General features: G+C 40.6%; 21 protein-coding genes. 9 read left to right on the forward strand and 12 right to left on the reverse strand.

Features of this window, described 5'->3' with window-relative positions; all coding sequences use genetic code 11:
- The first annotated feature begins 64 nt into the window (after positions 1 to 64).
- From MLC35_RS00290 to MLC35_RS00310, 5 genes are read left to right on the forward strand one after another with little or no spacing between them, the layout of a single operon-like run.
- A complete protein-coding gene (locus MLC35_RS00290; RefSeq protein ID WP_434637182.1) occupies positions 65 to 1,309 on the forward strand; it encodes a hypothetical protein in 1,245 nt (414 codons plus the stop codon).
- Positions 1,310 to 1,318: 9 nt separating this feature from the next.
- Entirely contained in the window at positions 1,319 to 2,203 is an 885-nt protein-coding gene (locus MLC35_RS00295; protein ID WP_434637184.1) for a metal ABC transporter substrate-binding protein, read from the forward strand.
- A complete protein-coding gene (locus tag MLC35_RS00300; RefSeq protein WP_151901408.1) occupies positions 2,194 to 2,964 on the forward strand; it encodes a metal ABC transporter permease in 771 nt (256 codons plus the stop codon). The genes MLC35_RS00295 and MLC35_RS00300 overlap by 10 nt, the downstream gene beginning before the upstream one ends.
- The gene (locus tag MLC35_RS00305; RefSeq protein ID WP_151901407.1) at positions 2,954 to 3,385 is read left to right on the forward strand and encodes a methyltransferase family protein; all 432 of its coding nucleotides are present in this window, start codon (positions 2,954 to 2,956) and stop codon (positions 3,383 to 3,385) included. The genes MLC35_RS00300 and MLC35_RS00305 overlap by 11 nt, the downstream gene beginning before the upstream one ends.
- Before the next feature lie 14 nt (positions 3,386 to 3,399).
- Positions 3,400 to 3,843 (forward strand): hypothetical protein, encoded by a 444-nt coding sequence (locus tag MLC35_RS00310; protein ID WP_151901406.1) that lies wholly within the window; start codon positions 3,400 to 3,402, stop codon positions 3,841 to 3,843.
- 3 nt (positions 3,844 to 3,846) lie between these two features.
- Here MLC35_RS00310 and MLC35_RS00315 read toward each other — a convergent pair whose 3' ends face one another.
- A complete protein-coding gene (locus MLC35_RS00315) occupies positions 3,847 to 4,926 on the reverse strand; it encodes a methyl-accepting chemotaxis protein (protein WP_434637187.1) in 1,080 nt (359 codons plus the stop codon).
- A gap of 51 nt (positions 4,927 to 4,977) precedes the next feature.
- Positions 4,978 to 9,303, reverse strand: coding sequence for a PAS domain S-box protein (locus MLC35_RS00320; protein WP_434637189.1), 4,326 nt, complete (start codon positions 9,301 to 9,303; stop codon positions 4,978 to 4,980).
- A 72-nt stretch (positions 9,304 to 9,375) separates the two neighbouring features.
- On the opposite strand from MLC35_RS00320, the gene MLC35_RS00325 reads away from it, so the two are divergent.
- On the forward strand, positions 9,376 to 10,872 hold the full coding sequence (locus tag MLC35_RS00325; protein ID WP_346389101.1) for an HD domain-containing phosphohydrolase: 1,497 nt from the start codon (positions 9,376 to 9,378) through the stop codon (positions 10,870 to 10,872).
- Between the two features lie 322 nt (positions 10,873 to 11,194).
- Here the strand turns inward: MLC35_RS00325 and MLC35_RS00330 are convergent, their stop codons facing one another.
- From MLC35_RS00330 to MLC35_RS00350, 5 genes are all read right to left on the reverse strand, one after another.
- Positions 11,195 to 12,706 (reverse strand): B12-binding domain-containing radical SAM protein, encoded by a 1,512-nt coding sequence (locus MLC35_RS00330; protein WP_346389102.1) that lies wholly within the window; start codon positions 12,704 to 12,706, stop codon positions 11,195 to 11,197.
- Between the two features lie 3 nt (positions 12,707 to 12,709).
- Positions 12,710 to 13,096, reverse strand: a complete 387-nt coding sequence (locus MLC35_RS00335; RefSeq protein ID WP_346389103.1) for a HEPN domain-containing protein — start codon at positions 13,094 to 13,096, stop codon at positions 12,710 to 12,712.
- Positions 13,086 to 13,409 carry a nucleotidyltransferase domain-containing protein gene (locus tag MLC35_RS00340; protein WP_230973278.1) on the reverse strand — a complete coding sequence of 108 codons (324 nt, stop codon included), beginning with the start codon at positions 13,407 to 13,409 and terminating at the stop codon, positions 13,086 to 13,088. Before MLC35_RS00340 ends, MLC35_RS00335 begins: the two co-directional genes overlap by 11 nt.
- Before the next feature lie 176 nt (positions 13,410 to 13,585).
- On the reverse strand, positions 13,586 to 15,022 hold the full coding sequence (locus tag MLC35_RS00345) for a methyl-accepting chemotaxis protein (protein WP_434637192.1): 1,437 nt from the start codon (positions 15,020 to 15,022) through the stop codon (positions 13,586 to 13,588).
- The gene (locus MLC35_RS00350; protein ID WP_418640872.1) at positions 14,991 to 15,476 is read right to left on the reverse strand and encodes a PAS domain-containing protein; all 486 of its coding nucleotides are present in this window, start codon (positions 15,474 to 15,476) and stop codon (positions 14,991 to 14,993) included. The genes MLC35_RS00345 and MLC35_RS00350 overlap by 32 nt, the downstream gene beginning before the upstream one ends.
- Positions 15,477 to 15,557: 81 nt before the next feature.
- On the opposite strand from MLC35_RS00350, the gene MLC35_RS00355 reads away from it, so the two are divergent.
- Positions 15,558 to 16,688 carry an MFS transporter gene (locus MLC35_RS00355; RefSeq protein ID WP_418640873.1) on the forward strand — a complete coding sequence of 377 codons (1,131 nt, stop codon included), beginning with the start codon at positions 15,558 to 15,560 and terminating at the stop codon, positions 16,686 to 16,688.
- A gap of 209 nt (positions 16,689 to 16,897) precedes the next feature.
- Here the strand turns inward: MLC35_RS00355 and MLC35_RS00360 are convergent, their stop codons facing one another.
- Together MLC35_RS00360 and MLC35_RS00365 are read right to left on the reverse strand one after the other, a co-directional pair.
- Positions 16,898 to 17,212: a DUF309 domain-containing protein gene (locus tag MLC35_RS00360; protein WP_151901564.1), complete on the reverse strand. Its 315-nt coding sequence runs from the start codon at positions 17,210 to 17,212 to the stop codon at positions 16,898 to 16,900.
- Entirely contained in the window at positions 17,205 to 17,525 is a 321-nt protein-coding gene (locus MLC35_RS00365; RefSeq protein ID WP_151901398.1) for a hypothetical protein, read from the reverse strand. Before MLC35_RS00365 ends, MLC35_RS00360 begins: the two co-directional genes overlap by 8 nt.
- Before the next feature lie 271 nt (positions 17,526 to 17,796).
- On the opposite strand from MLC35_RS00365, the gene MLC35_RS00370 reads away from it, so the two are divergent.
- Complete coding sequence (locus tag MLC35_RS00370) at positions 17,797 to 20,592, forward strand: SUV3 C-terminal domain-containing protein (RefSeq protein WP_434637194.1); 2,796 nt, start codon at positions 17,797 to 17,799, stop codon at positions 20,590 to 20,592.
- A 12-nt stretch (positions 20,593 to 20,604) separates the two neighbouring features.
- On the opposite strand, the gene MLC35_RS00375 is transcribed toward MLC35_RS00370, so the two are convergent.
- On the reverse strand, positions 20,605 to 22,194 hold the full coding sequence (locus MLC35_RS00375) for a methyl-accepting chemotaxis protein (RefSeq protein ID WP_346389108.1): 1,590 nt from the start codon (positions 22,192 to 22,194) through the stop codon (positions 20,605 to 20,607).
- A 58-nt stretch (positions 22,195 to 22,252) separates the two neighbouring features.
- The gene (locus MLC35_RS00380; RefSeq protein ID WP_434637196.1) at positions 22,253 to 23,308 is read right to left on the reverse strand and encodes a nicotinate-nucleotide--dimethylbenzimidazole phosphoribosyltransferase; all 1,056 of its coding nucleotides are present in this window, start codon (positions 23,306 to 23,308) and stop codon (positions 22,253 to 22,255) included.
- 125 nt (positions 23,309 to 23,433) lie between these two features.
- Between MLC35_RS00380 and MLC35_RS00385 the strand changes: the two genes are divergently transcribed.
- Positions 23,434 to 24,180, forward strand: coding sequence for a complement resistance protein TraT (locus MLC35_RS00385; RefSeq protein ID WP_418640876.1), 747 nt, complete (start codon positions 23,434 to 23,436; stop codon positions 24,178 to 24,180).
- Between the two features lie 54 nt (positions 24,181 to 24,234).
- On the opposite strand, the gene MLC35_RS00390 is transcribed toward MLC35_RS00385, so the two are convergent.
- Entirely contained in the window at positions 24,235 to 24,444 is a 210-nt protein-coding gene (locus MLC35_RS00390) for a hypothetical protein (protein WP_418640877.1), read from the reverse strand.
- Positions 24,445 to 24,497 lie beyond the last annotated feature (53 nt).

The raw sequence follows: 24,497 nt of genomic DNA on the forward strand, positions 1-24,497 counted from the left end.
ATAGTGCAACTTGGATTTCAAAAAAAAACATAAAAATTACTACTAAAATATTGGAGAATAAACAATGAAAAAAAGACTCTGTCTCTCTGTGCTTGTATGCTCCTCTTTATTTGCGGATGCAGATATAGATGCGCTCAAACAGCAGTTGGAACAACAAAAAATCAGTATGCAAAAACTAGAAGCGAAATTTGAGGCTTTGAATACAAAACAATCGCAGATGCAGGTGACACAAAGTGTCAATACCTCTGCCTCTTTTTCGCAAAATGCCTATTTGCCGGATATCGCTTTGATTTTAAATATGTCGGCAGTAAGTCGGAATGTGAAAAACAGTGATTATGAAAATTTTCAGATACCGGGTCTTATAAATGATGATGGTATATCACCGGCGCCTTTGCCCTTTAACAAAAACAGAGGCTTTAATCTTAATTATGCAGAAATAGCCATGCACTCTGTAGTTGATCCCTATTTTCAGGCCTATGCATATTTTCATCTGCAACCAAACGAGTTTGAAATAGGTGAGGCATATATTCTGACTACATCTCTGCCTTATGGGCTAAGAGTCAAAGCCGGAAAATTCAAAAGTGATTTTGGACGCATAAATGCAAAACACCAGCACTCCTGGCATTTTGATGCACAGCCTGTTATTTATGAAACACTTTTTGGTCCCGATGGCATCAGTGATCCTGGTGTGCAATTCCAATGGGTTGTCCCGACAGATACATATATTATGGCGGGTGCAGAAGCGATGCAGGGAACAAATGACAAAAGTTTTGGCGATACCGAGTCAAATAATCTCTACGTCGGCTATATAAAATCAAGTGTCGATGTTGGCGATGATTTGTCAGTTCTTGGCGGTGTGAGTATCGCCCACGGGAAAAATACAACAGCAAATACTACCAATGTTTATGGCCTTGATTTGACACTGCGTGAGCAGTTAGGAAGCTACAGCGCAGTTGTCTGGCAGAGCGAATATCTTTACAGAAACAAAGATGTCGGCACAGGAACAGATAAACAGGCAGGACTTTACAGTGAACTGATTTATCAGTATAACAACAACTACTCAGCAGGTTTGCGTTATGGGGCAATTACAAAAAATGAGACAGACCTGTCTTCTTATGCGGGCATTGACACGGGTAATTTGGACAGGTACACAGCCGAACTGGAGTATAAACCATTTCCGATGTCACGTCTGCGTCTCTCTTATACTTACGACAGAACAAAAATCATAGCCGGTGAGAGAAAAAACATCAGTGAAGTAATGCTCTCACTCAACATTGCAGCAGGTGCACATGGCGCGCACTCGTATTAGGAGAAACATATGATAAACATTAAAACTATACTACTAACAGTTTTACTCACAAACTTTTTGTTTGCTACAGTCAAAATAGATACAACATATACAACAGCCGGTGCCATTGCGCAAAAAATAGGAGGAGATTTAGTACATGTAACGGTTCTTGGAAGTTCGAAGTATGACCCGCATTTTATTGTGCCCAAGCCTTCGCTTATCGCAAAACTCCGTCGTGCAGATTTGCTCATCATTAACGGAGCAGGTTTGGAGCTTGGCTGGCTGCCTCCGCTTTTACGTGCTGCAAACAATGCCAAGATTCAAAACGGAGCCAAAGGTTTTTTGGATCTGTCTCACTATGTGCACTTGATAAATGTACCGACAACCGTTTCACGTGCTTTTGGTGATGTGCATGCACAGGGCAATCCTCACTATACAACAGATCCTTATGCTGTCCTGCCGATGGCAAAAGCCATAGCCCAAAAACTTTCGCAAATTGACCCGCAGCACGCAGGGGAGTATGAAAAAAATTTGAAAAAGTTCACAAATGATTGGCAAAACTATTTACAAAAGTTTGATGCAAAAATGCATACATGTAAAGATAAAAAAGTGGTACAGTATCATCCGCTTTTTAACTACTTTTTACAGCGATACAACTATAAAATATATGGAACGATTGAACCGCTTCCGGGGATTGCTCCGAGCTCAAAACACACTTTGGAATTGATCAATATAATGAGAGACAAGGGTGTGCAAAAGATTTTGCAGGATGTTTACCATGAGAAAAAAACAGCAAAATTCATCGCAGGCAAGACAGGAGCAAAAGTTGTGATTATTCCTCATGACTTAGGGGCTGACGGCAGTAAAACACTGCAAGAGTTTTATAACAGAATCGCTAAGAGAATATGTCAGTAGTCGAGTTACTGTGGCCGGCTTTTGTGCTGGCTGTTGCCTTAGTGTTTATCCACTCTGTATTTGGTTTGGAGATTATTAAAAGAGGTGTTGTTTTTACCGACCTGGCGATAGGGCAGATTGCCGCTGTCGGCATGGCGCTGAGTGTTGCATTTATGGATTCGCAGTATCAAAGTGCCATGACCCTGCTTTTTGCACTTTTGGCTGCCGTAATTATTACCTGGGCTACAAAAAAAGTACAAAAGATTGAAGCGTTTATAGGATTGTTATATGCTTTGGGCATATCTTCTATAATGCTCATACTTGCGCAAAGTGCAGAGGGGACCGAACTTTTTTCCAAACTCAGTGCGGCAGATATTCTTTTTACTTCAAGTGAAGACCTGTATAAAAGTCTGCTGTTATACAGCGGCATTGCCTTTGTTATGTTTGTGCTTTATCCAAGAATGAGCGGTGCAAAAAAAGAGTTTTTATTTTTTGCAATGCTTGCGTTAACCGTGACATCTTCTGTGCAGTCTGCCGGTGTGCTGGTTGTGTTTGCTCTGCTTATCGCTCCTTCATTTGCAGGGTTGAGCCAAAGAAAAACAAAGCCCTTTGTGTTTGCCTGTCTGTTTGGTTCTGTGAGTATTGTGTTAGCACTTTTTGGTTCATACTATTTAGATTTGCCGACGGGATATGCTATTATATTTGTAACAGTTTTGTTTTCACTTGTTTTTGTTGTTATTTCCAGTATAATGAGTTCTAAAAAGAGAGTAAATGAAAAGTAAGATATTGGTCGGTTTGCAGTTTTTTATTATATTTTTGATGATTTTGCCTTTGGGCTCAAAAACCCAGCATTTATATAGCGGTTTAGTGATTCTTTGTCTTGGAATAGGCATCGGACTTTTGGCGATAAGAGAACATAAAAGAGGAAACTTTAATATTCGCCCCGATATAAAAGAAAATTGTGAACTGGTCACAGGCGGTATATATGCATACGTGAGGCATCCTATGTATCTTTCGGTCTTGGTGAGTATGTTTGGTGTCGCCGTGATCTATTTTACCTATTACGAGTTTGTGCTTTTCCTTTTTTTGCTGCTGACGCTTTTGGCAAAACTGTTTTATGAAGAGAGTTTGTGGCAATGCCATAATCCGGCATATATTGCATATATGAAAAAGACAAAACGCTTAATACCTTTTGTCTTTTAAAAAAGGCTGCTGCAATGGATATAACACTTCTTATAAAATCTCTGGCTGCCTTGAGCGGAGCGCTTGGCATCTTGGTCCTTTTATATTTTTATTTTTTACATGCAAAAAAACAGCAAAAGAGAAAAATCTCTAAAAAACCATTGCGTATACGTGAAGTGAAGCCTGATTTAAATATGCTGATAGAAGTTATAAAAGATAAAAAATCAACAACAGAGGAGCTCAAAGAAGCAGTTGAACTGATACTGAAGTATTACGGAAAAATTCCTCAGAAACTGGGTATGCGTGCTCATCCGAAATTTGAAATATATTCGGAACTGATTTTAAGAATCTGTCATCATCCCAATGTGAACAAAGACATCATCATAAAACTTGACAAAGAGCTGCACAGACGCAACCCTGAATATGCCCTTGAACTGGATGACTCCTTGACAAAAGGTTTGGATACAAGAGGCTTTTAGACTTTATCTGCCTGTTGACTCTTTTACGGCAGAGAGAAGCTCTTCAAAGCCGACTTCACTTGCATGTTCGACCTCTTGCAATACCTGAAGTGCTGTATCAAAATTCCCCTGCATATTTTCCTGTATCGCTTGTTTAAGTCCCTGGTGCACTGTTTTGTGATGTTGTGTAATGCTTGAAAGGTGAGTGTTTCCTTTAAGCAGAGTGTGGCTCACTTCTGAAAACCACTTGCCAAACCGACAGCTGTTTTCATCCGGAATATCAGTTGTTGTTTTATCAAGGATTGCTTTGTATCCCTTGATTTTGAGTGCAATATGGTCAATTTTTCCGTTACTGACATTGAATTCATTTGTCAGGCGTTGTGTTCTGTTTTTAATCTCATTGGAGTTTTCGACAACTTTTTGGATATTTTCATTAAAAACATCGACTATTTCCATCACTTTGGATGTTTCATTCATAAAAGTGTTGCCGATTTCTATAATTGAGTTGGAGTTTTGTTTGAGTCCGTTGATGTTAATTTCTACTTCCTGGGTTGCTTTTTGTGTACGTTCTGCCAGTTTTCTTACCTCATCGGCAACAACGGCAAAACCGCGTCCGTGCTCACCGGCACGGGCAGCTTCTATGGCTGCGTTGAGTGCGAGCAGGTTGGTCTGATCTGAAATATCTTTAATGAGATTGATGATTTCTGAGATAGACATAACACTGTCATTGAGCGCATTTGAGTCTTCTCCCAAAGTATTGGCATGTTCTTGAATTGTTTCTGTTGTAGAGATGATTTCAGCAGTCTGTTCTTCAATATTGTGCATTCTGTTGTTTGTTTTATCATTGAGCTCGTTAATCTCTTCAAGTTGAACGAGATTGTCTTCGATGGTTCCCTGCAAAAAGTGTGTACCGTTGCTGTAGCTCTCTATGATGAGCTTGACAAAAGCATCATCTTTCATCCCGGAAGTGCTCTCTTGGGTGTTTTGCTGATTTTTCAGTTGTTGAATTTCATCATAAAGCCTGTTGTTTTCAGCCTCCATCTCTGCTATCTTTGCTTTATATTCATTTTCAAGTTTTTCAAGTTTTGCACTACATCCAAACATATTTGATTCCTTTTGCTTATTTCCTGTTATTTTAACATAATCCGGGTTAAATTAAGACTCACACACTGTATCCAGTGGCAGCAAAATTGAAAAACAGCTCCCCTCGGTATCACTTTTCCATGAAAGTTTTCCCCCAAGATGTTTTTCTACAATAATTTTGGACATATATATGCCAAGTCCTGTGCCGTTTTTGGATTTTGATGTGACATAGGGCTCTCCGAGTTTTTTGAGTATTTCCGGTTTTATGCCTCCGCCGTTGTCACAAATATCAAAGAGAATCTCCTGCTCTGATGTTGTCACATCTATACTGATGCGGCCTCCCTCTCTTGTGTTCTCTTTAATGGCATCTTTTGCATTGTTGAGTATATTGATCAGAACCTGCAGAAGCTGATTTTGATAGGTACAGAATTCAATATCGCTGTTTTGCGGAAGGGAGAGTGTGATGGCATTGTTCTCTAAAGATTTTTCAACAAGATGGGTGAGTTTTTTCAAAACAGTATCTGCCGTGACAAGCTCTTTCTTTTTGTCAGGCTGGAAAAAGTTTCTAAAGTCATCAATGGTGTGCGAAAGGTATTGCGTCTGTCCGTTGAGTGTATGAATGAGTTCCTGCAGAGATTTTGCATCAACATTTCCCTGCAGATCAAGCTGTACCTGAATATTGTTTGCGACCATGGAGATCACACTCAAAGGCTGTCTCCACTGATGGGCTATCATGGAGAGCATGTCGCCCATGGCTGCCTGACGGGACTGTGAAATCATCAGTTCGTCTTTTCTCTGTATATCGGTGATATCAACAATGGCTATGAGGTACAGGGTTTCATTGCCGTTGTACTGGTCGTCAAGTTTGACGGCATGCAAAACTCCGACTCTCTGCTCTTTTGATTTTGTGGTAATACTCTGTTGTTGTTTGGGCTCTTTTAGAGGGTTTTTGTAGTATTGCCTAATGCTTTTTATACTTTCTTCCTCTTCGTGAACAAAGAGTTTTTTCAGCATTTTTTCGATTGTCGGAATTTCGCTGAGGGTATAGCCTGTGGTTTCTTGAAAAATTCTGTTGAGCATTAAAATTTCCCCGTTTGCATTGTAGAGCATCAAAGGAATGGGCGTAAACTCTATCATTTTTTCAAATCTGTTCTTTTCGACTTCCAGCTGGTACATTAAAAGCTTGAGTTGTGATATGTCCCGAATTATTTTGAGCAGATAAAGCGGTTTTTTCTGTTCGTCGACTAAAAGCACCACTGCCAGACTTACCCAGATGACAGTGCCGTTTTTATGGATATAACGCTTCTCAATATGGTATGATTTTTTTTCATTGTTTTGCAGTTGTTCAAGCATGTATCTGTCTGTATCTCTGTCCTGGGCAAAAGTGATGTCGGAGACATGCATGTTTTTGAACTCCTGCTTTGTGTATCCCAGGAGTTTTGTGAGGTATTCATTGGTATCTATCCATTTTCCCTCAAGGGAGACATGCGCTATGCCTATGTCTGCCTCTTCAAAAGTCAGTTTGTAAAGATGCTCCTGTTCGTAAAGCTTTTCTGTGAGCGTTTCCTGGTCGGTTATGTCTACACCGGAACTTATTATGTTGATGATATTGCCGTCTTTGTCTTTGATGCAGGTATTTCGCCATGATACAGTGTGCTCGTTGCCCTCTGCATCTACCAGTTGGCTTTTGTACTCTTTGGCAGCTTTTGCTTTTTGAGAGACAATGGCATCAAAAATATTCTGCATCTTCGGCTGTATTGATTTTGGTACAAAATGCTGAATGAAGTTTTTGCCGAGTATCTTCTTTTTTGGCAGCCTGAGCAGTTTTGCACCACTGTTGTTTATCATCTGCACGCTTCCGTGAAGATCCAAAATCAGCACTATTGTTTCTGTTGAGTTGAGATACAAATCGTTCATTTTGTGCTCATATTCAGCCTCTTGGAGCAGTTTTTTCTTTTGTGTGATGTCATGAAAAGAGAGCACAGCCCCGTTGACTTTTCCCTCTTCTATAATAGGATTCTGCAGCACTTCAACATCAAAAGGAGTGCCGTCTTTTTTGAAAAAAAGTTCCTCTTTACGGATAGAAATACCTTTGATGAGATGCAGATGCAGGGTACACTCATCAAGAGGGTAGTGGCTGCCGTCGGGTTTTGTATGGTGCCAGATTCTGTGGGCGTTTTTTCCAAGCAGCTCGTCCTCTGTGTAGCCCAGCATTGTAAGGGCAGCTTCATTGACAAAAGTATGGCACCCCTGCAGATCAAGCCCGATGATACCGTCATGCGTGGAATTCAAAATCAAAGAGAGCTGCCTTTGCATTTTTTGTTCATTTGTGATGGATACCTGCAGCTCTTCATTGGAGCTTTGCAGCTCTTCGTTGGAAGTTTCGAGCTCTTCGTTGGCACTTTGCAACTCTTCGTTGGCACTTTGGAGCTCTTCATTGAGCAGTTGCATATTCTCTTTGGAAAGCATCAGCTCATCCAAAAGAGCGTGATTGTCCTCCTGGAGTTCCTGCACCCGGTTTGTAAGGTTTTCTATCACATACGATTCGTTTGGCAGGACTATTTCTCTGGTGTTGAACTCCAGATTGTTGGCATTGAGTTCCTGAAAGTAGAGTAAAATAAAAACAGCGTCATGTTTGTTCGCAAAAGGAGTGGCAATCACTTTGACAAAGTTCTGCCTGTCCTCGCCGAGTTTGACTTCGATAAATTTTGTACTCTGCACTTTTGCGCTTTTTGCAGTCTGATCAAGAATCTTTTTGACGCTGTACTGCAGCTCTTTTTTCAGGTTTTCGACAATATTCAAAGTCACAAAACCGTCATTAAGCTCTAAAAAAGGGTTGTTTCCCTGTTTGTAGACAATGGTGAAATTTGTATCGACGATAATGCACTCCGAAGAGAAAAGTTCAAATATGGTATTTGTTATCTCTTCTTGTATGTTGATATCTTTGAGGGTAAATGTTTTTACTTCCGAGAGGTTCTGTTTGGCATGTGTATGTGTTGAAAAGTAGTGCGAAGAGATTCTTGGAGGATTCTCAAGCTGCTCTTTGATGTAAATCTTATGCTCCTGGTTGAGCGTTTTAAAATAGGCAACGCTCATAAGTGTTGATTCCGAGGAGCCTAAAAACAAGAGACCTTTTTCTTTGAGCGCATAATGAAAGAGGACAAAAAGATCCTCCTGGACCTCAGGCAAAATATAGATAAGAAAATTTCTGCAGCTGATAATATCCTGATTGATAAAAGGCGGATCGCATAAAACATTGTGTTTTGTAAAAATAATCTGAGAACGAATAGACTCTTTGACTTTGTAGGCTCCGTCCAAGGGAACAAAATACTCTTTGCGTATTTTCTTTGGAGTCTTTTGGAGTGCTTTTTTGGAGTAGATCCCCTTTTTTGCAATGTCAAGTGCTTTTTCGTCAATGTCTGTGGCAAAAATATGAACATCGAAATTTTTTTTGAGCTTTTTTTTGATTTGGTCAATGGTGACAGCCAGAGAGTAGGCCTCTTCTCCTGTAGAGCAGGCAACAGACCAGACTCTCAGATCATAGCTGTCGGGTTTGTCAGAGAGGTACTCTTCAAGATGCTGCTTGAGTGCCTCAAATGATTTTTCGTCTCTGAAAAACTCTGTAACCCCGATAAGGATGTTTTGATACAGCAGATGCAACTCATCCGGATAGGCATTGATATAGTCAATATACTCTTCAAGCGTTGCGCATTTATTCAGAAGCATGCGTTTGTTCAGCCGTCTCATAATAGTCTCTTTTTTATACTTTTGTATGTCAAGGGACTCTTTTTCTTTGAGAAGCTTTACAATTTTCATGAAAGGTCCGGGTGCGGTATGCACGATGTTTACAAGATTTTGGGCGATCTCTTCTACCTCAAATATATAGTCAATGAAACCGCTTGCAATCGCATATTGCGGCATCTCCTGGTACTGGGCTTCTTTTGGAGACTGGGCGACGGTGATCCCGCCGTTTTCTTTGATGGTTCTCACACCCGCAGTTCCGTCATGTCCTGTCCCGCTGATGACGATGCCGAGGCAGTTTTCTTTTTTGTAACTGCTGAGCGCTTTGAAAAATACATCGATAGAAGGCGTCGGAATATGGGGAGTATCGGGTGCTTTTTCAAGGAGCAGTCGGTGGCGTGTGTAGATGAGGTTGTATCCCGGAGGAACAACATAGACATTGTTTGGCAAAAACTGCTGGTCTTTTGTGATGAGAGAGACAGGCATAACCGTATATGCGGTTAATATTTCGGCCAGGGCGCTTTTTTTATGCGGGTCAAGATGCTGGGCAATTATATAGACATACTCCTGGTCTGTGGGCAGCAGAGGAAACAGCTCTTTTAAAGCCTGCAACCCTCCGGCACTCGCACCTATCCCGATAAATACAGAATTTTTCATATTTCTCTGCCTTGTAGCTGAAACGAAAGCTTTTATTTCTTAATATTAGCATAATTTTGATAAGATTAGCGTATGATAAATTTAAAAGCATTACAATCATTGGCAAGAAAATTTAAAGTTTTATATGTAGAAGATGATATGGCTGTGCAAACTGCACTCACGGGGTATTTGAAGAATTTTTTTACACATGTGACGACTGCAAAAGACGGGCTGGAGGGTTTACAGCTCTATAAGAAGGGGCAGTTTGACATCGTGATTACAGATCTGTCCATGCCTAAAATGGACGGTATAGAGATGCTTAAAAAAATAAGAGAGATAAATCCGAATCAGGCTATACTGATAACAACCGCACACAGCGGTTCGGACTATATGTCTCAGGCTATTAAAATAGGGGTTGACGGCTATATAATCAAACCTTTTGATTATGAACAACTGAATTACGAACTCTACAAGGTCAGTGAAAAACTCGAAGTCATGCAGGAGAATGAAGCGTACAAAAAGTCCCTGCAGCGTATGGTGGAGCAAAAAACAGCCGAACTGAGTGCTATGATGCAGTTTCAGCATGACAATTATGAAAAAACTCTTTTGGCAATGGTCAAACTTATAGAAGAGAGAGATACCTATACGGCGGGGCATTCCCAAAGAGTTGCCAAATACTCTAAAATGATAGCCCAAAAGATGGGACTCTCCCAAGAAGAGTGCGAAAAAGTCTATCAGGCGGGGATTTTGCATGATATCGGCAAGATTGTCACACCGGATGTTGTCCTCTTAAAGCCAAAAAAACTCAATGATCTGGAGTATAAACTGATTCAAGAGCATCCTCAGGTCGGCTACAGACTTTTGGCAAATATTCCTATGTATGAGGAGCTGGCAGATATAGTCCGTGATCATCATGAGCGATGTGACGGCAGCGGATACCCAAGAGGCATTGCCGCCAATGAAATTGACACTCTTGCAAAAGTGATGATGATTGCCGACTGTTTTGATGCCATGACAACCAACAGAATATACAAAGGCAGAAAAACACCCAAAGAAGCACTCGATGAGATAGAACGTCTCAGCGGTGTGCAGTACGACAGGGATGCAGTCAAAGCAACACTCGAGGCGCTTAAAGATGTAGTTGTAGACAAAAATATAAATCAGTTGCCTCATACAGATATAGAAAAGGAACGATTTGCCTATTTTTACAAGGACAATCTGACCGATCTGTACAATCAGAGCTATCTCGATGTAATGTTGTTGCAAAACTCTTATGAAAAAAAATACACACAGCTGCATCTGTTGCGATTGAAAAATTTTTCGCGTTACAACAAAGAATCCGGATGGAAAGAGGGAGACACTGTTTTGGTGAAAATTGCCAAATCTTTACAAAACTGTTTTGACCTCTCTATGGTTTTTAGAATTTTTGGCGATGATTTTGCCCTCCTTGATAACGGAGAGTGCAATATGAAAAAAATAGAGCAGAAAATCAATGCCATTTTAGACAACACTATTATAGAATCAGACATACTGAATCTCACTCTTGACACCCAAAAGAGTATAAGTGTTGATGATTTGGAAAAACTTTGATATCTTCCAGGTAAGTGAAGAAAATTAATGCTTTCTCGGAACCGGTACTGAAGTACCAATGCCATTAAGTTAAGCGGCTTTTTCGGAACCCGTACTTCAGTACGGGCTTTGTGTCTTTCAAAACTAAGGCCTAGGTTAAAACCTAGGTTCCGAAAATCTGGGAATCGGTACTTTCTAACGCTAAAGCGTGACTTGTGAAAAAAACTAAATTTTTTTCTGCAGTGCCGACTGTTGTTTCTTTCATGCCACTCTCAGCCCACCCTAAAGGATGGGTTCTAAAACTCTGCTTAGCTCTTTGGAATCGGTACTTTAGTGCCGACTGTCAGGGTGCAAAAGCCTGAACCTGCCTTTTGTTAAATCCGGAAGTTCCCATTTTTGCCTCTGGGTGAAACTCTTTTGCATAGGGCTTGAGGTATGCGGGGATTGCTCTGCCTTTTAACTTCATCATATCCTGAAGCATATACTCTGCGATTTCCTCTTCGGTTATCTTTTTCTTTACATGTAAATAGGAAAAAAGCAGTTCGCCCTGTCTTTGCAGAGAGATTTTCCATGTCGAATCTGTCTGTTCGTAAATCCAGAGTCCAAAAGCATAAAAGTTTTCATACACACTTTCTTCCTGCCATAACAGCGGGAGCGTTGTTTTGAAATTTCCGCTGTTGTAATACAAATCCCAAAAGCGTGCAAAGCGTTTCATAATCTGTATATCGTTGAAGCTGAGTTTGTTGTTTTTTAAAATATCATAGGGCGGAATGTCGCTGTAAACCATGCCCTCTTCCCTGTCGTGACGGCTGATGTGCGTGCCGGAGAGTTTTTTCAGGATGCCTATCTGGATTTCACAGCTGCTGATGCGCATCAGCTCATCAAGGTTGCGTCCAAAGCTCTGCAAACTCTCCCCCGGTAATCCGACTATCAGATCAAGATGAATATGTGCCGTTGTCTCATTTTGCAAAAAGCGGATGTTGTCTTTTATTTTGTCGAGTTTGAGTTGTCTGGAGATATTGTTTGCAATTTTTGGATTGAGTGTCTGTATGCCGATTTCAAGCTGCAGCGCACCGTGAGGAAAACGTTTTATTTTTTCCCGCAAAGAGAGGGGAAAATGGTCGGGAATAACTTCAAAATGGGCAAAATAGGGCGGCTCTTTTTCTAAAAAAAAGTCCAAGATTTTGTTTGCCGCTTTCATGTTGAGATTAAAGGTTCTGTCAACAAATTTAAAATTTCTCGCTCCCCGTTCCCAGAGCTTCTCAAATTCTGTCAAGACTGCATCAAGATCAAAGGCACGTACTTTTTCATCCATGGAAGAGAGGCAAAATTCACATTCAAAAGGACAGCCTCTTGATATTTCCACATAAATATAACGGTTCTTTATGTCCTCGTCTGTGTAGTACATGTAAGGAAGCTGAATAGCTTTGAGATCGGGCAAGGTCATTTTTATGATTTTCTCGGCAGGACGCTCTTCCTGAATATTTTTGCACAGCCGGTAAAAAGCCAGATCACCTTCGCCCTGTATGATGTAATCGGCATCATCAAAGTTGACACGAAAAGGCAGGTAGCTCACTTCGGGACCTCCGAGAATTACAAGTGTCTGGGGTGAAACTTTTTTCAGGATGTGAATAAGTTCATGCACCTCTTTGGCATTCCAGATATACACGCCTATGCCTATAATGTCAGGCTGCGAGAAAAGGAGTTTCTCTGCAATCGTCTGGATGGCATCATTGATGCTGAATTCGAGTATAGTCGTGTCCTGTTGGAGTTCCTGCATATTTGCATACAAATAGCGAAGCCCTATGGCACTGTGTGTAAAGCGTGAATTTAAAGTTGTCAGTATAATTTTCATTTGCTAAGAGAGATATTTCTTAATATCAACTTGAACCTGTTGCGCTATTTGGATACACTGTAGGGTAATTTTTTCATTTGGTTCAAAATCAGGCAGTACTGAACCAAAAGGATATTTGGATGAAAGATAAATAGTGTCTATCAGGTCAATCTCATCTTCTGTAATAGTTAATAATACATTCTCTTTTTTAGGTTTTTCATTGAGAGATAATATACTATGTGTTTTTTGTAACTTTATTCCATATTCAATTAAATATGCTTTTATATATTTTTCTATTGCTTGCTGTGTGTTTTGCAGGGATGGATTATAGAGATGACTTTTTAATAAAATCTTAGCTGATTGAAAATTTTCTTCTGCAAAAACAAGCCATTTCTTTGTCTCATCTTTCATAAACAACTTTTCCTTTATAAATTTCATCCAAGAAGACACCTTTTGCATCCTCTTTAATGGGAATTATATCTATAGGAATGATTTTTGAAATTTCACGCAATACCTTTCTGTATTTTAGAGAAAGCGTTAAAAAGTTGTCATCTGAGTTTTGTATGACCGCAATATCAATATCATTTGGATTTTGGGAAGATAAAAAAGAGCCAAAGAGCACAACACTGTTTATCTCTGAAAATTGGGAGAGTTTCTTTGTAATAGTGTGAATAAAAGTTACTTTTTTATTTTTCGTTAAATACATAATGAGGAATAATATCATATTTCTTTTTTGAATGGGCTTAAAGGGAGGAAAAACAGCCGAGAGTAAAAAAGGGGGAAAACTCGGCTGTTTTAAAAATTTATAGGAGTAAATATCTCTCTTATGAAAGGGGAAAAACATAATTGAGATATAGAATTATATTTATTATAAGTAAATGTTAGGTAAATAGCGATAAATTACCTTGTTTCTTCATACTCTTTTAGCATGAGATTTAAATCTTTAAAAAGTTCATGCGAAGCATCTTCCATTCTTCTGAAATTTTCCACTATTATCTTAGGATGATCTGCTTTGAGAACACTGTGTTCTTTGACAAAAACCATGTTTTTGGCCACTGCATCATGCACAGTCGCATGCGGTGCATCCATTTTCTTAAAGGCAGAAGTGTTTCCAAAGCGTTCTTTGCCTGTACTGAAATACCATTGTCCCATTCTACAGTGTTTGTGATCCGGAAACTCTTTGCTTGCATCTTCGTTGAGTACAGCTGAGTACGCATTTGATTTAAATAAAATATGGTCAACCTTGACAAGTGTAGTAAAGAGACGGTTTTGAATACCGATAGCTGTTGTGTGCGCTGCATTGGCAAGCTCATTGAGTTCACTAAAGGTATTTTCAAATTCATGAATAACGTCGCTTGACTCCTGTGCTATGTTTGTAATCTCATCAGAGTTTGTTCGCATATCGTTTGCCTCTTGCTGAAGAGTGGAAATGTTGATTTCTATTTCTGTTGTTGCTTTTTGGGTGCGTTCTGCAAGTTTTCTGACCTCATCGGCAACTACGGCAAAACCGCGTCCGTGTTCACCCGCACGGGCTGCTTCTATGGCTGCGTTGAGTGCAAGCAGATTGGTTTGGTCTGCAATATCTTTGATGAGACCTACAACCTCTGAAATATCCCGTGAACGCCCTTCAAGGTTTACAATACCTTCATGCGAAGAAGATATAAGCTCCACAAGAGAGCCCAGTCTTTGTCCTATTTCAAGAACACTGTTAAGACTTCCCGAAGCTTTTTCTGCCGTTTGTTCGGAAACATGAACAATGTCTTCTGCTTCACCGGAAGAAGTTGTTAGGTCTGACTGGATGATAGAAAGCCCCTGTCCTATACCTCCGCCAAGTGTTGAAAACTTAGAAGAGAGTTCGGCCTGCAGTTTTCTTCTGTATCCGCTTGCGATTGCCTCTATGGCTGTATTGACTTGAGCGGCGGTAGTATGAAACAGCCCCTGCAGTCCTTGCGGATAGGTGTGTCTGTAGGTTTTTCCGGCTGATGCGCACTCTATCGTTGTTGCGATATCACGCATAAATGCTTCTACCTGGTCAAGCATATCGTTGAGCGCCCAGGCAATTTTAGCATTATGAGAGTTGTCATTTGGAATGTGTGTAATGCGTCCTTCGAGTTTTCCCTGCGCAGCCTGTACTAAAATCTCTTCGAGTTTGTCCATAACGGTAGAACTTTTTGAAGCTGTTTCTCCCGGAATAAAGAGCGCCACAATTGCTATAAGCAAAACAAGCCCGCCTACAATGTAACTTGCACTCAGCAGGCTGTAGATACCAACGCCTAAAAGTGTTACAAAAAGCAATAAAGCCTGGTTATTTTTGAAGAGAGATGATATACTCATCATAGCTGACTCCTTCCTGGTTTAATAAATCTGTTAAAATTTTCATACTTGCGTCCATACCGCCGCTTCTTTCTGCCTGAAGCATCTGTGCATAGAGCGGTTTGATAATCTCAAGTGCTTCAGGGTTTGGCTTTCTTCTTACAGAGTAGTATCCTACGGTATTGCCGCGTTCATCCAAAGAGGGTGTGACATTGGCGTAGACCCAGTAGGAGTTATTGTTTTTTGTACTGTTGATGACATAGGCAAAAATCTCTTCTTTTGCCTGAACTCTATCCCATAAAAGTTTAAAAATTGCCTTTGGCATATCCGGATGACGGACAATGTTATGAGGTTTTCCAAGGAGTTCTTCTTCTGTATATTCCGCTAAGTCAATAAAGATCTTATTGACATAGGTCAGTCGACCTTTTGTATCTGTTTTAGAAACAATAAAATCGTTTTCGCCTAATGTTCGTTCCATTTTAGCTCTCTCCTTTATTTGTTGAAAATATTGTAGCATATCTTTATTGGATTATTGCTATAATTTGTGATAAGGAAGTTTATGTTTGCTCTGTTATCTCTTTTTTACTATTTTTATTTTTCCATAGTGGGAATATACATTATATTTTTGCCAAAAATTCTCAGCGGTGTCGGCTATGATGCAAGCGAGATAGGGATTATTTTTGCGGCATCCCCTTTGGTGCGTTTTATTCTGCCTTTTTTGTTTTTGCGTGGACTGACGCTCAATGCTGCTGTTTTTAAATTTTCATTATTGACCGTTATTGCAAGTACGCTCTCTTTTTATCTCTCCTTGGAACACTTTTATGCCTTGCTGCTTTCAAACATATTTCTTGGATTGGGTATGAGCCTGATGCTGCCTTTTGTGGAGGTTATCTCTTTGCATACCATCGGTAAAGAGCGTTACGGAAAAGTACGGCTATTTGGTTCTGTGGGCTTTATCATTGTTGCGCTTGTGCTGGTCAGGTTTTTAAGTTCGGCCTATGTTGCCTTGGATTTTTTGTTTGTTTTGAGCCTTTTGACTGCTTTTGTAGCCTATTTGGTGCTTTGCCGCGCGCCTGACACCAGTTATGTAAAAGAGAAAAGTATCTCTAATGATATAGATATCTTCAAAGACTGGCAACTCTGGGGCGGACTTGTTCTGGTGCAGATGAGCTTTGGCTCCTTTTATAACTTTTTTACCATTTATGAAACGGATCACGGTATCAGTTTGGATATGACAATCTATTTGTGGAGTTTTGGCGTACTTATTGAAGTAGGGATGTTTTTCTTTCAAGGGGGACTGTTGCAGGGAAATTTACTCAACCTGTTACGCTTTACGGCGCTGGCAACGGTACTGCGTTGGTTTTTAGTTTTTGCATTTCCTGAGAATTTGGCGATACTGTTTTTCTCCCAGGCCCTGCATGCTCTGAGTTTTGCCCTGTTTCATACAGCCGCGATCAGCTATCTGTTTCAGCGCTACAGACACAAAAGTCTCTCTCAGCAGTTTTTTTCCGGAATAACTTACGGTTTTGGAGGACTCAGCGGAGCGCTTATTGCCGGATATGTGTATGAGTATTATCCGAAATATCTCTTTTTAACCTCAAGTCTGATGGCATTTGGAGCATTTTTGCTTTTTATGGCTGTAAGGCAGCACAAAGGGGAGCAGCTGTCCCGCCACGCTCGCCCGCACTGAAGTACGGGTTCCGAAAAAGCTGCACAGGCTCATCTTTGGAAGATACCGGAATCGGTACTTCAGTACCGACTGTTGCAACTTTCCTGCCACCCTCAGCCCGCACCGCAGAAAAAAATTTAGTTTTTCTCACAAGTCATGCTTTCGCATAGAAAGTACGGGTTCCGAAAAGCTGCACAGGCTAATCTCTGGAAGATACCGGAATCGGTACTTCAGTGCCGACTCTTAGGCTTTATAGTTTCCACAAGCCGTGAAAGCTGATAATAACTGTTTTGATATTGTGAGTCTATTTCAAAAAGAAAAGGTCTGTATTTGAGGTAATTTGCCCAGACCTTTTTGCTCTGTTTTTCCCTGCCTCGCTTTACCAGCTCAAAACTGACAGCGGCATTGATGAAGCCTTTGAGCAGTTTGACCTCTTTGTCTTTTTCGAAACGTCGGGGAAACCAGGCTGCTTCCAATGCTTCATGAGCATCATAATAACGCTCTTCTTCGAGGCATTTTATAAATTCGTTGATATGTTTATGCATCGTTTTCATCCAGTAGCATCATATTTTTTCTCCAGTATCCTCGACCGCCTTTAAGGGAAATACAGTGGTGATTCGGAAATTTTTCTTTGTACTCTTTGAGCCGATCAAGTGTCGCCTTGCCGGAATCGCAGTAAAAAACAAAGACACTCCCTTTGGGGTATTGTTTAAGTTCATAAGGATTGTAGGTTACTGTGTCTGCTTTTTCTATGGGTGCTAAAACAGTGTCAACAAGCACGACATCCACACCTTCTTGTTCCAGTTTTTTCTTATTTTGCAAAAACTCTTTTTGCGTCCATTCATCAGGATAATTCATGCGGTCATTATATAACAGATTTTTTATATTTTATTGAAGCAGTAAGATTAGGCATTTTTCGGAACCCGTACTTTCTATGCTAAAGTATGACTTAGAAAAAAACTAAATTTTTTTCTGCAGTGCGGGCTGAGAGTGGCAGAGATGTTGCAACAGTCGGCACTGAAGTACCGATTCCTAGGAGGTTATGTATTTATTTTGGAAGCGATACTTCAGTGCGGGCTGTCAGGCTTTTGAGCCATAAAGCTGCTAAACTTGTGTTATAATCTCTTTTATGGCAAGAAAAAATAAAAAAAACAGTAAAATTAACCAGAGAATTAGAAAATATTTTGATGATGACCCCTTTGATGTGGGGATTGAACGGGTGGAGGGTAAAACCCTCAGTGAGCTTTTTGCAACACTGGGTATATATGATATAGAGCATAACAAAACGCTGATGGTAAAAACACTCCGAATGATTTGGAGCGAGGCAGACAGCGGTATGCGCCATGATATATTGAACTTTTTTGAGAGTGACGGACGGGTGTACAAGTCTGAGAAGCCAAAAAAAGAAGTTGTTTTTGACAGAGAAGACAAAATTAACGCACTTTTGGAAGAACTTGATGTAAGCCAGGAAGAGGCTGTGCGTCTGCGAGAAGCCTATTTACATGTAAGAAGCAAAAAAATAACCATAGAAAAAATGGAATCATCTTTGCGTCATATCCGTTTTGAGATGAAAAAAGAGAGATTAGAACGTGAACTTGAGGGACTTTTTGATCTGGATGACTGCTTTGAATTTAATGCCTCGCTGAAGTACGAACTCTACGAACAGCATTTTCACAAGATTTTGACACTCAAAACAAAACCCTATGCGTATGAATACCTTGAAACAACGGATTTTGATGCGATTGTGCAAAAGATAGGGCAGGACAAAGTTACGGTTGTGGAACAAAAGCAGGAGAATATTAATAATTTTTTAAGCAATTTGAAATATCCGCATGCCTATTTGAGTACCAAGGAAATTTTAGATGCACTGCGGGCTTCGCCTCCAAAATCAAAAGTGAGCTATCCGCTGATATCACAGAAACTTTTAAAAAAAATTGTCAAGTCTAAAATAGAGGCCGAGGGAGTGGAACTTCATGAAGAAGAGGTGCTGATTCGTGTCAATGAGCAGCTTTGTCTCCCCTACAGTGAGCAGAAAATCTCTTATAAACTGGAGTTACATGTAGAGCTTGAAGGACTTTTAGAAGAGATATGGAATGCGAAAAGGTTTAATTTTGATGCTATTTTGGCAGAGGTCAAAAAAGAGCACGAAGATGAATTTTTACTCACCCTCGATGCTTTGGTAAAAGAGTGTGAAGAGTATGCCCAGCTTTTGCATTTTAGCCAAGAAGAGCTGCATGCGAGAGTCTATGAGTATCTTTTTGAACTGCTTCCTCAGACCTTGAATATAACGCCTAAAATTCACAGAAAAATAACACGGCGTTTTTTGCATTCTATTCATGACGAACTGATAAAAAAACAGCGTGAAGCACTGCTTGCACGGACTATTCGTGATTTTAAAAATCTCTTTCCCATTGCGCGCAGTATGCAGAGAAAACTTATACTGCACATCGGTCCTACAAACAGTGGCAAAACCTATGAGGCGATGGAGCATCTCAAAGAGGCAGATACAGGCTACTATCTGGCGCCTTTGCGGCTTCTGGCACTCGAAGGTTATGAAACGCTCAAAGCACAGGGCATTGAAAGCTCCCTAATTACCGGTGAGGAGCAGATCCTGGATGATGAAGCGACGCATATCAGTTCTACAATTGAGATGATGAATTATGATGTAGATGTGGATGTCTGTGTCATAGATGAAGTGCAGATGATAGATGACCGTGACCGCGGCTGGGCATGGGCAAATGCCATTATAGGTGCACCTGCAAAAGAGGTCATTATGACAGGTTCGCCAAATGTCAAAGAAGCGATTGTCGCTTTGGCAGAGTATCTGGGTGAAGAGCTGGAGATACGGGAGTTTGAGAGGAAAAATCCTTTGGAACTTTTGGAAAAACCGACACATCCAAAAGATGTGGAGGCAGGCACGGCGATTATCGCTTTTAGTCGTAAAGATGTTCTGCGGCTGAAGCAGAATTTTTCCAAAGATTTTGAAGTGAGTGTTGTCTACGGCAATCTTTCGCCTGAGGTAAGACGGGAAGAAGCCAGACGTTTTCGAGAAGGCGAAACGCAGGTACTTGTTGCCACCGATGCCATAGCGATGGGGATGAATCTGCCCATAAAAACGGTGCTTTTTTCAAAAGCCGAAAAATTTGACGGGATAATCCAACGCAGTCTCTTTCCTTCGGAGGTACAGCAGATTGCAGGAAGGGCAGGGCGTTACGGTTTGCATGAAAAGGGCTATGTCGGGGCTCTGCACGGGGATGCTTTACATGTAGTCAAGAAAAATTTCACCAAGCCGGCAAAAGAGATAAAAGTGCCCTTTAAAGTAATGGCAAATTTGGAACATATAAAACTTGTCAGTACGATTTTGGAAGAAAACTCTTTGGAAGAAATTTTGCGCTTTTTTATCAAAAATATGGTCTTTGACGGACCTTTTTATGCGGCTTCGCTTGATGATATGCTGGAGGCTTCCCGCATTGTTGACAGTTATGATCTGGATATTGCGACAAAGTATCATCTTGCCTGCGCGCCGCTGACGCTAAAATCAGCCTATATCATCAGTGCCTATGAGCGCTACATCAATGCTTTGGAGAAAAAGGAGCCGGTTTATTATCATGCGCCAAAACTGACAGGTTCGTATGCACAAACCTCCGAAGAGCTGTTGCGCGCTGAAGATATGGTCAAAGAGATTTCGCTGTATCTGTGGCTGAGTTACCGTTTTAATGACTACTTTGTAGATGAAAACAAGGCAAGAGCCTACAGGGGTGTTTTGAACAAATATATAGAAGAGACACTCAGGCAGACACAGCTGAGTCAAAGCTGCAAGCTCTGTGGCACGGTTTTGCCGGTAAATTCCAAGTACAGTATCTGCCAGTCGTGTTTTAAAAAGAACTATGTGCACAAAAGAGGGCACCGGCGTTTGCCGCGTTAGAGAGTTCTGTCCTTAGCTTTTAAATTCGTCGATAGTTTTTTGCAAAGAAGAGGCAACCTGTACGAGTTTTTGCAAATCATTTTCAATGCTTACAACACTGGTGCCGTTGGCTGTTGAGAGTGTTTCGATTTTTTCTATGTAGGTGATGATCTCCTGAATATTCTGCGACATTTTTTCACTGTCTTCTTTTGATTTGTTTGCCATCTGTGTGGAGATTTGCATCGCTTGCGATGTTGTCGTGATTTTTTGTTCCACATCATCAGATATATTGACAAGGGCTTCAATGTTTTGTGCATTGATTGTCATCTTGTCACTGACGTCATTGATAGCCTGTACAATGGTACTGACGCTGATGTCTATCTCCGCCAGACTTTTTTGTGTCCGTTCTGCAAGCTTTCTGACTTCATCGGCAACGACGGCAAATCCTCGCCCGTGTTCTCCTGCGCGTGCCGCTTCTATGGCAGCGTTGAGAGCTAAAAGGTTTGTCTGCTCGGCTATCTCTTTGATGACATTGAGGACGTCCTTGACCTGGTCGGCATCATTTTTAAGGACTAAAAGTTCGCTTGAGAGTTCGTTTTCACTCTCTACAAAATGTTCTACTTCACTGTTGAGTTTTGCCAAAGAGCTGTGTGCCTCTTCGAGTTCTTTTTCGGCATTGAGGATGGTTTCCTGGGTAACAGTGGCTGCCTCTATGGTCTCATCTAAAATAGTTTGGATATCTTCTGTTTTTTTGCTTGTTTTGGAAACAATCTCTCTCTCCTGCTGTACGCCTTTTCGTATGACGTGGGAGGAGATCTCAATTTCAGAGGCTATTTCATTGTTTTGTTCGCCGAGTGATTTCACCTCATTTACTGTAGATTGAATCATTTCTATAAAATGATTTACTTCATTGGCTGTCTCTCCGAATTCATTGCCTTTTTTGTAGGCAAGACGTTTTGTTAAATCTTTGTTCCCGCGCACAAGATCTGCAATTCTCTCTTTGAGGTTGTTCAGCGGTGTAAAAATTTCACGGCTGAAAAAGAGCAGGGCAACCATACTAAATGCAATACTGCCCAGAATCAAAGAGATGACAAGTGTTGTGTTCGTCTGTGCAATATCTTCATCATTTTTATCCAGTGATATCGTCAAATCCATGGCACCGAGTGCATAACCGACTTCTGCATTATAGTGGCACTGCAGGCATCTTTTTTCGGCTATCATAGGTTTAATCATGCGGATAATATGGTGCCCGTTTTCATTCTTTTCGATAATTTTTGTCTCTTTGTTTTGCAATACATCTTGCACAAGAGGGTCGGCCGTATATGTTTCATCTGGTGCATAAACTTCCATAACAGCTTTTGACTTTGCAATTTTCAAGTCCTCTATGCCGTCAATGCCTTTTGCACTCTCAAAAGCAGTCTGAACCACTTCCGGGTCTCCCATCATCATGCTTGTTGTCATCGTCTGAAAGATGGACTGACTGAGCATTTTCAAAGATTTTTTTGCGGTAGTATCTGAAAGGCTGTGCAGTGTAAAGGAGAGATAATAAGACATTCCGATAAGCCCGAGAACACTTAAGGCAACAATGGAGACAATGACTTTTGACCTTACTGATGCAAACATGAAAAAATCCTAAGAGTAAAAAATTTAAGTATTATAACGTAATAAAACCTTTGCAGAATTACATACTATAGATTAAATACTCAATCTGCTCCAAAAGTTCCTGATTTTGTATGTTGCTTTGCACGGCGTACGTAAGAGAAGCCCCGGCACCTACGCCCTCTTTCGCTTCGCCCTCGTCATACTTTTTGAGTATGGGTATCTGGGTATTTGCAAAACTGAATGTAGTGTAAACGGCATGTGGTGCATAGCTTAACTGCTCTAAAATATGGGCAATATCGGAATTTTTGTCTTGTGCGACCCACTGCGTGGTTGCAAGGGTAATGTTGTCATGCTTTACACGCATCAAAACATCTTCCTTGAGTTTGTCGGCGATTAACAGACAGGCTGCCATCTGTGTTCCGCCGGCTAAAACGATTTGAAATCTTTTTGAGGCTTCAAGCAAAAATCCGGCACAAAAAAGCAGCATATTGTCACTTACGATACCCAGTTTTTCAAAATTGTTCATATCATTGTCAAGCAAAGAGAGGGCTTTGTTTATCGTTTGTGTTTTAATATCATCGGGTACATGTAGGAAACTTGAGGAAAAGTCATCGGCGCAGTCAAAGCCAAGTGCCAAAGCCGAAGCAGTCGCTGTGGTTGTTCCCGCGGGTGTACTCTCTCCTAAAATAAGATAATTTCCTTTAAGCTCATAGGACTTTCCAAACTGCATCCCTTTTGCGAATACCTCTTTTGCATTGATACCGGCACCTTTGTCTATTGCCTCGGAGGGGTGGATGCCAAAATGGTGTGTGATACAGTTTTTAGGCTGGGAAACAAGACCCAAATCCAAAATCTCTATAGTGCTAAAAGGTGTCAGATTGTGAACTGCATGGGTAATAAGTGCAGGGGTAGGGACACCTGTCGGTGTTTCGGCAAGTTCGCCCAAAGAGAAAACTTTTTCATGACTTATGTATTCGGCGTCAAGTGTAGGGGTAAGCGGAATCATCCCCGGAATCCCGGCCTGGGTAATGTTGTCTATCTCGCATGTCTTTGTGACACTTGCGGCAAGTAAAAAATCGGCTTTTCCTTCAGGAAATGTATCAATGGTGTTTGTCAGTATGTTATATGTTTGCATTATAAGAATCTTTTTTCTAATTGTAACAAAAATTACAAATATTTTCTTTTGTTTCAATATATTTTGGATAGTTTAAGTTTTTACTGTTAGAATAAAACTTATTTTAATGACAGGAGCATAGTTATATGTTGAAAAAAAGTGTTATCATAGCGTCGTTGATGGCGTTGGTTTTAGTTGGGTTTAGTGGTTGTAGTGCGATGAAGACTGCCGTGAAGAAGAGAAATCTTGATGTACAGACAAAAATGTCTGAAACTGTGTTTTTGGAGCCTGTGAGCCCGGAAGAAAAGGTTATTTATTTTGATATGAGAAATACTTCTGACAAACAGGTCGATGTTAAGAATGCAATCGCTAACGAGTTTAGAGCCAAAGGCTATAAAATAACAAATGATCCTAAAAAAGCAACATATATGCTTCAGGGAAACATTTTAAAAGTCGGTAAAAGTGACTTGAGAGAAGCAAAAGCTATGATGGGTTCTAGTTTTGGTGCTGCATTGACCGGCGGTGCTTTAGGTGCTGCAACATCATACTCATTAGGCGGTGGCGGACGTACAAGTGCTGCTGTAGGTTTGGCAGGTGCTGCTCTTGGTTTTCTTGGGGATGCTCTAGTTGAAGATACTGTGTATGTTATGGTCACTGATTTACAAATCCGTGAGAGACCGCTTGACGGAGAAGTTGTCACACAGACACAACAGGCATCTTTGGCACAGGGAAGTTCTACAAAAGTACAACAGGATATCAAAGGCGGAAAAGTAAAATGGAAAACTTACCGTACACGTATCATCTCTACTGCAAACAAAATGAATTTAAAATTTGACGAAGCACGTCCGGTTCTTGAAAAAGCGCTTGCTCGTTCAATCGCAGGTGTATTTTAACAAAATTAGAAAGGGCAGTTTAAAAACTGTTCTTTCTGCCCCTTTATAAACTCTCTAGTCAATATCCACACCCTCCCAGAACTCGTCATAATCAAGATTAGTCAGTGCATTTTCATCTGCAAGGTTCTTCTCCAATAGTTTTTTTTGCTGTTCTTCAAAGTAGAATTCAAGGGCTTCATTGATAAGTGTGCTTTCATCTTTTTTAAGGATCTGTGTAAATGTTTCCAGGTTTTGTAAGTTGTAGTCGTTAATAGTTATCTGCATAAAATATTTTAGCCAAATTTAGCAAAATTTGCTAATTTCGGCTAAATGTCTGC

It is taken from the genome of Sulfurimonas sp. NW7 (genome assembly GCF_051132265.1).
Taxonomy (GTDB): Bacteria; Campylobacterota; Campylobacteria; order Campylobacterales; family Sulfurimonadaceae; genus Sulfurimonas; species Sulfurimonas hydrogeniphila.

Coding starts and splice junctions, on each gene's coding strand:
- MLC35_RS00290 (WP_434637182.1), top strand. CDS start 65: ATGAAAAAAAGACTCTGTCTCTCTGTGCTTGTATGCTCCTCTTTATTT.
- MLC35_RS00295 (WP_434637184.1), top strand. CDS start 1,319: ATGATAAACATTAAAACTATACTACTAACAGTTTTACTCACAAACTTT.
- MLC35_RS00300 (WP_151901408.1), top strand. CDS start 2,194: ATGTCAGTAGTCGAGTTACTGTGGCCGGCTTTTGTGCTGGCTGTTGCC.
- MLC35_RS00305 (WP_151901407.1), top strand. CDS start 2,954: ATGAAAAGTAAGATATTGGTCGGTTTGCAGTTTTTTATTATATTTTTG.
- MLC35_RS00310 (WP_151901406.1), top strand. CDS start 3,400: ATGGATATAACACTTCTTATAAAATCTCTGGCTGCCTTGAGCGGAGCG.
- MLC35_RS00315 (WP_434637187.1), bottom strand. CDS start 4,926: ATGTTTGGATGTAGTGCAAAACTTGAAAAACTTGAAAATGAATATAAA.
- MLC35_RS00320 (WP_434637189.1), bottom strand. CDS start 9,303: ATGAAAAATTCTGTATTTATCGGGATAGGTGCGAGTGCCGGAGGGTTG.
- MLC35_RS00325 (WP_346389101.1), top strand. CDS start 9,376: ATGATAAATTTAAAAGCATTACAATCATTGGCAAGAAAATTTAAAGTT.
- MLC35_RS00330 (WP_346389102.1), bottom strand. CDS start 12,706: ATGAAAATTATACTGACAACTTTAAATTCACGCTTTACACACAGTGCC.
- MLC35_RS00335 (WP_346389103.1), bottom strand. CDS start 13,096: ATGAAAGATGAGACAAAGAAATGGCTTGTTTTTGCAGAAGAAAATTTT.
- MLC35_RS00340 (WP_230973278.1), bottom strand. CDS start 13,409: ATGATATTATTCCTCATTATGTATTTAACGAAAAATAAAAAAGTAACT.
- MLC35_RS00345 (WP_434637192.1), bottom strand. CDS start 15,022: ATGATGAGTATATCATCTCTCTTCAAAAATAACCAGGCTTTATTGCTT.
- MLC35_RS00350 (WP_418640872.1), bottom strand. CDS start 15,476: ATGGAACGAACATTAGGCGAAAACGATTTTATTGTTTCTAAAACAGAT.
- MLC35_RS00355 (WP_418640873.1), top strand. CDS start 15,558: ATGTTTGCTCTGTTATCTCTTTTTTACTATTTTTATTTTTCCATAGTG.
- MLC35_RS00360 (WP_151901564.1), bottom strand. CDS start 17,212: ATGCATAAACATATCAACGAATTTATAAAATGCCTCGAAGAAGAGCGT.
- MLC35_RS00365 (WP_151901398.1), bottom strand. CDS start 17,525: ATGAATTATCCTGATGAATGGACGCAAAAAGAGTTTTTGCAAAATAAG.
- MLC35_RS00370 (WP_434637194.1), top strand. CDS start 17,797: ATGGCAAGAAAAAATAAAAAAAACAGTAAAATTAACCAGAGAATTAGA.
- MLC35_RS00375 (WP_346389108.1), bottom strand. CDS start 22,194: ATGTTTGCATCAGTAAGGTCAAAAGTCATTGTCTCCATTGTTGCCTTA.
- MLC35_RS00380 (WP_434637196.1), bottom strand. CDS start 23,308: ATGCAAACATATAACATACTGACAAACACCATTGATACATTTCCTGAA.
- MLC35_RS00385 (WP_418640876.1), top strand. CDS start 23,434: ATGTTGAAAAAAAGTGTTATCATAGCGTCGTTGATGGCGTTGGTTTTA.
- MLC35_RS00390 (WP_418640877.1), bottom strand. CDS start 24,444: ATGCAGATAACTATTAACGACTACAACTTACAAAACCTGGAAACATTT.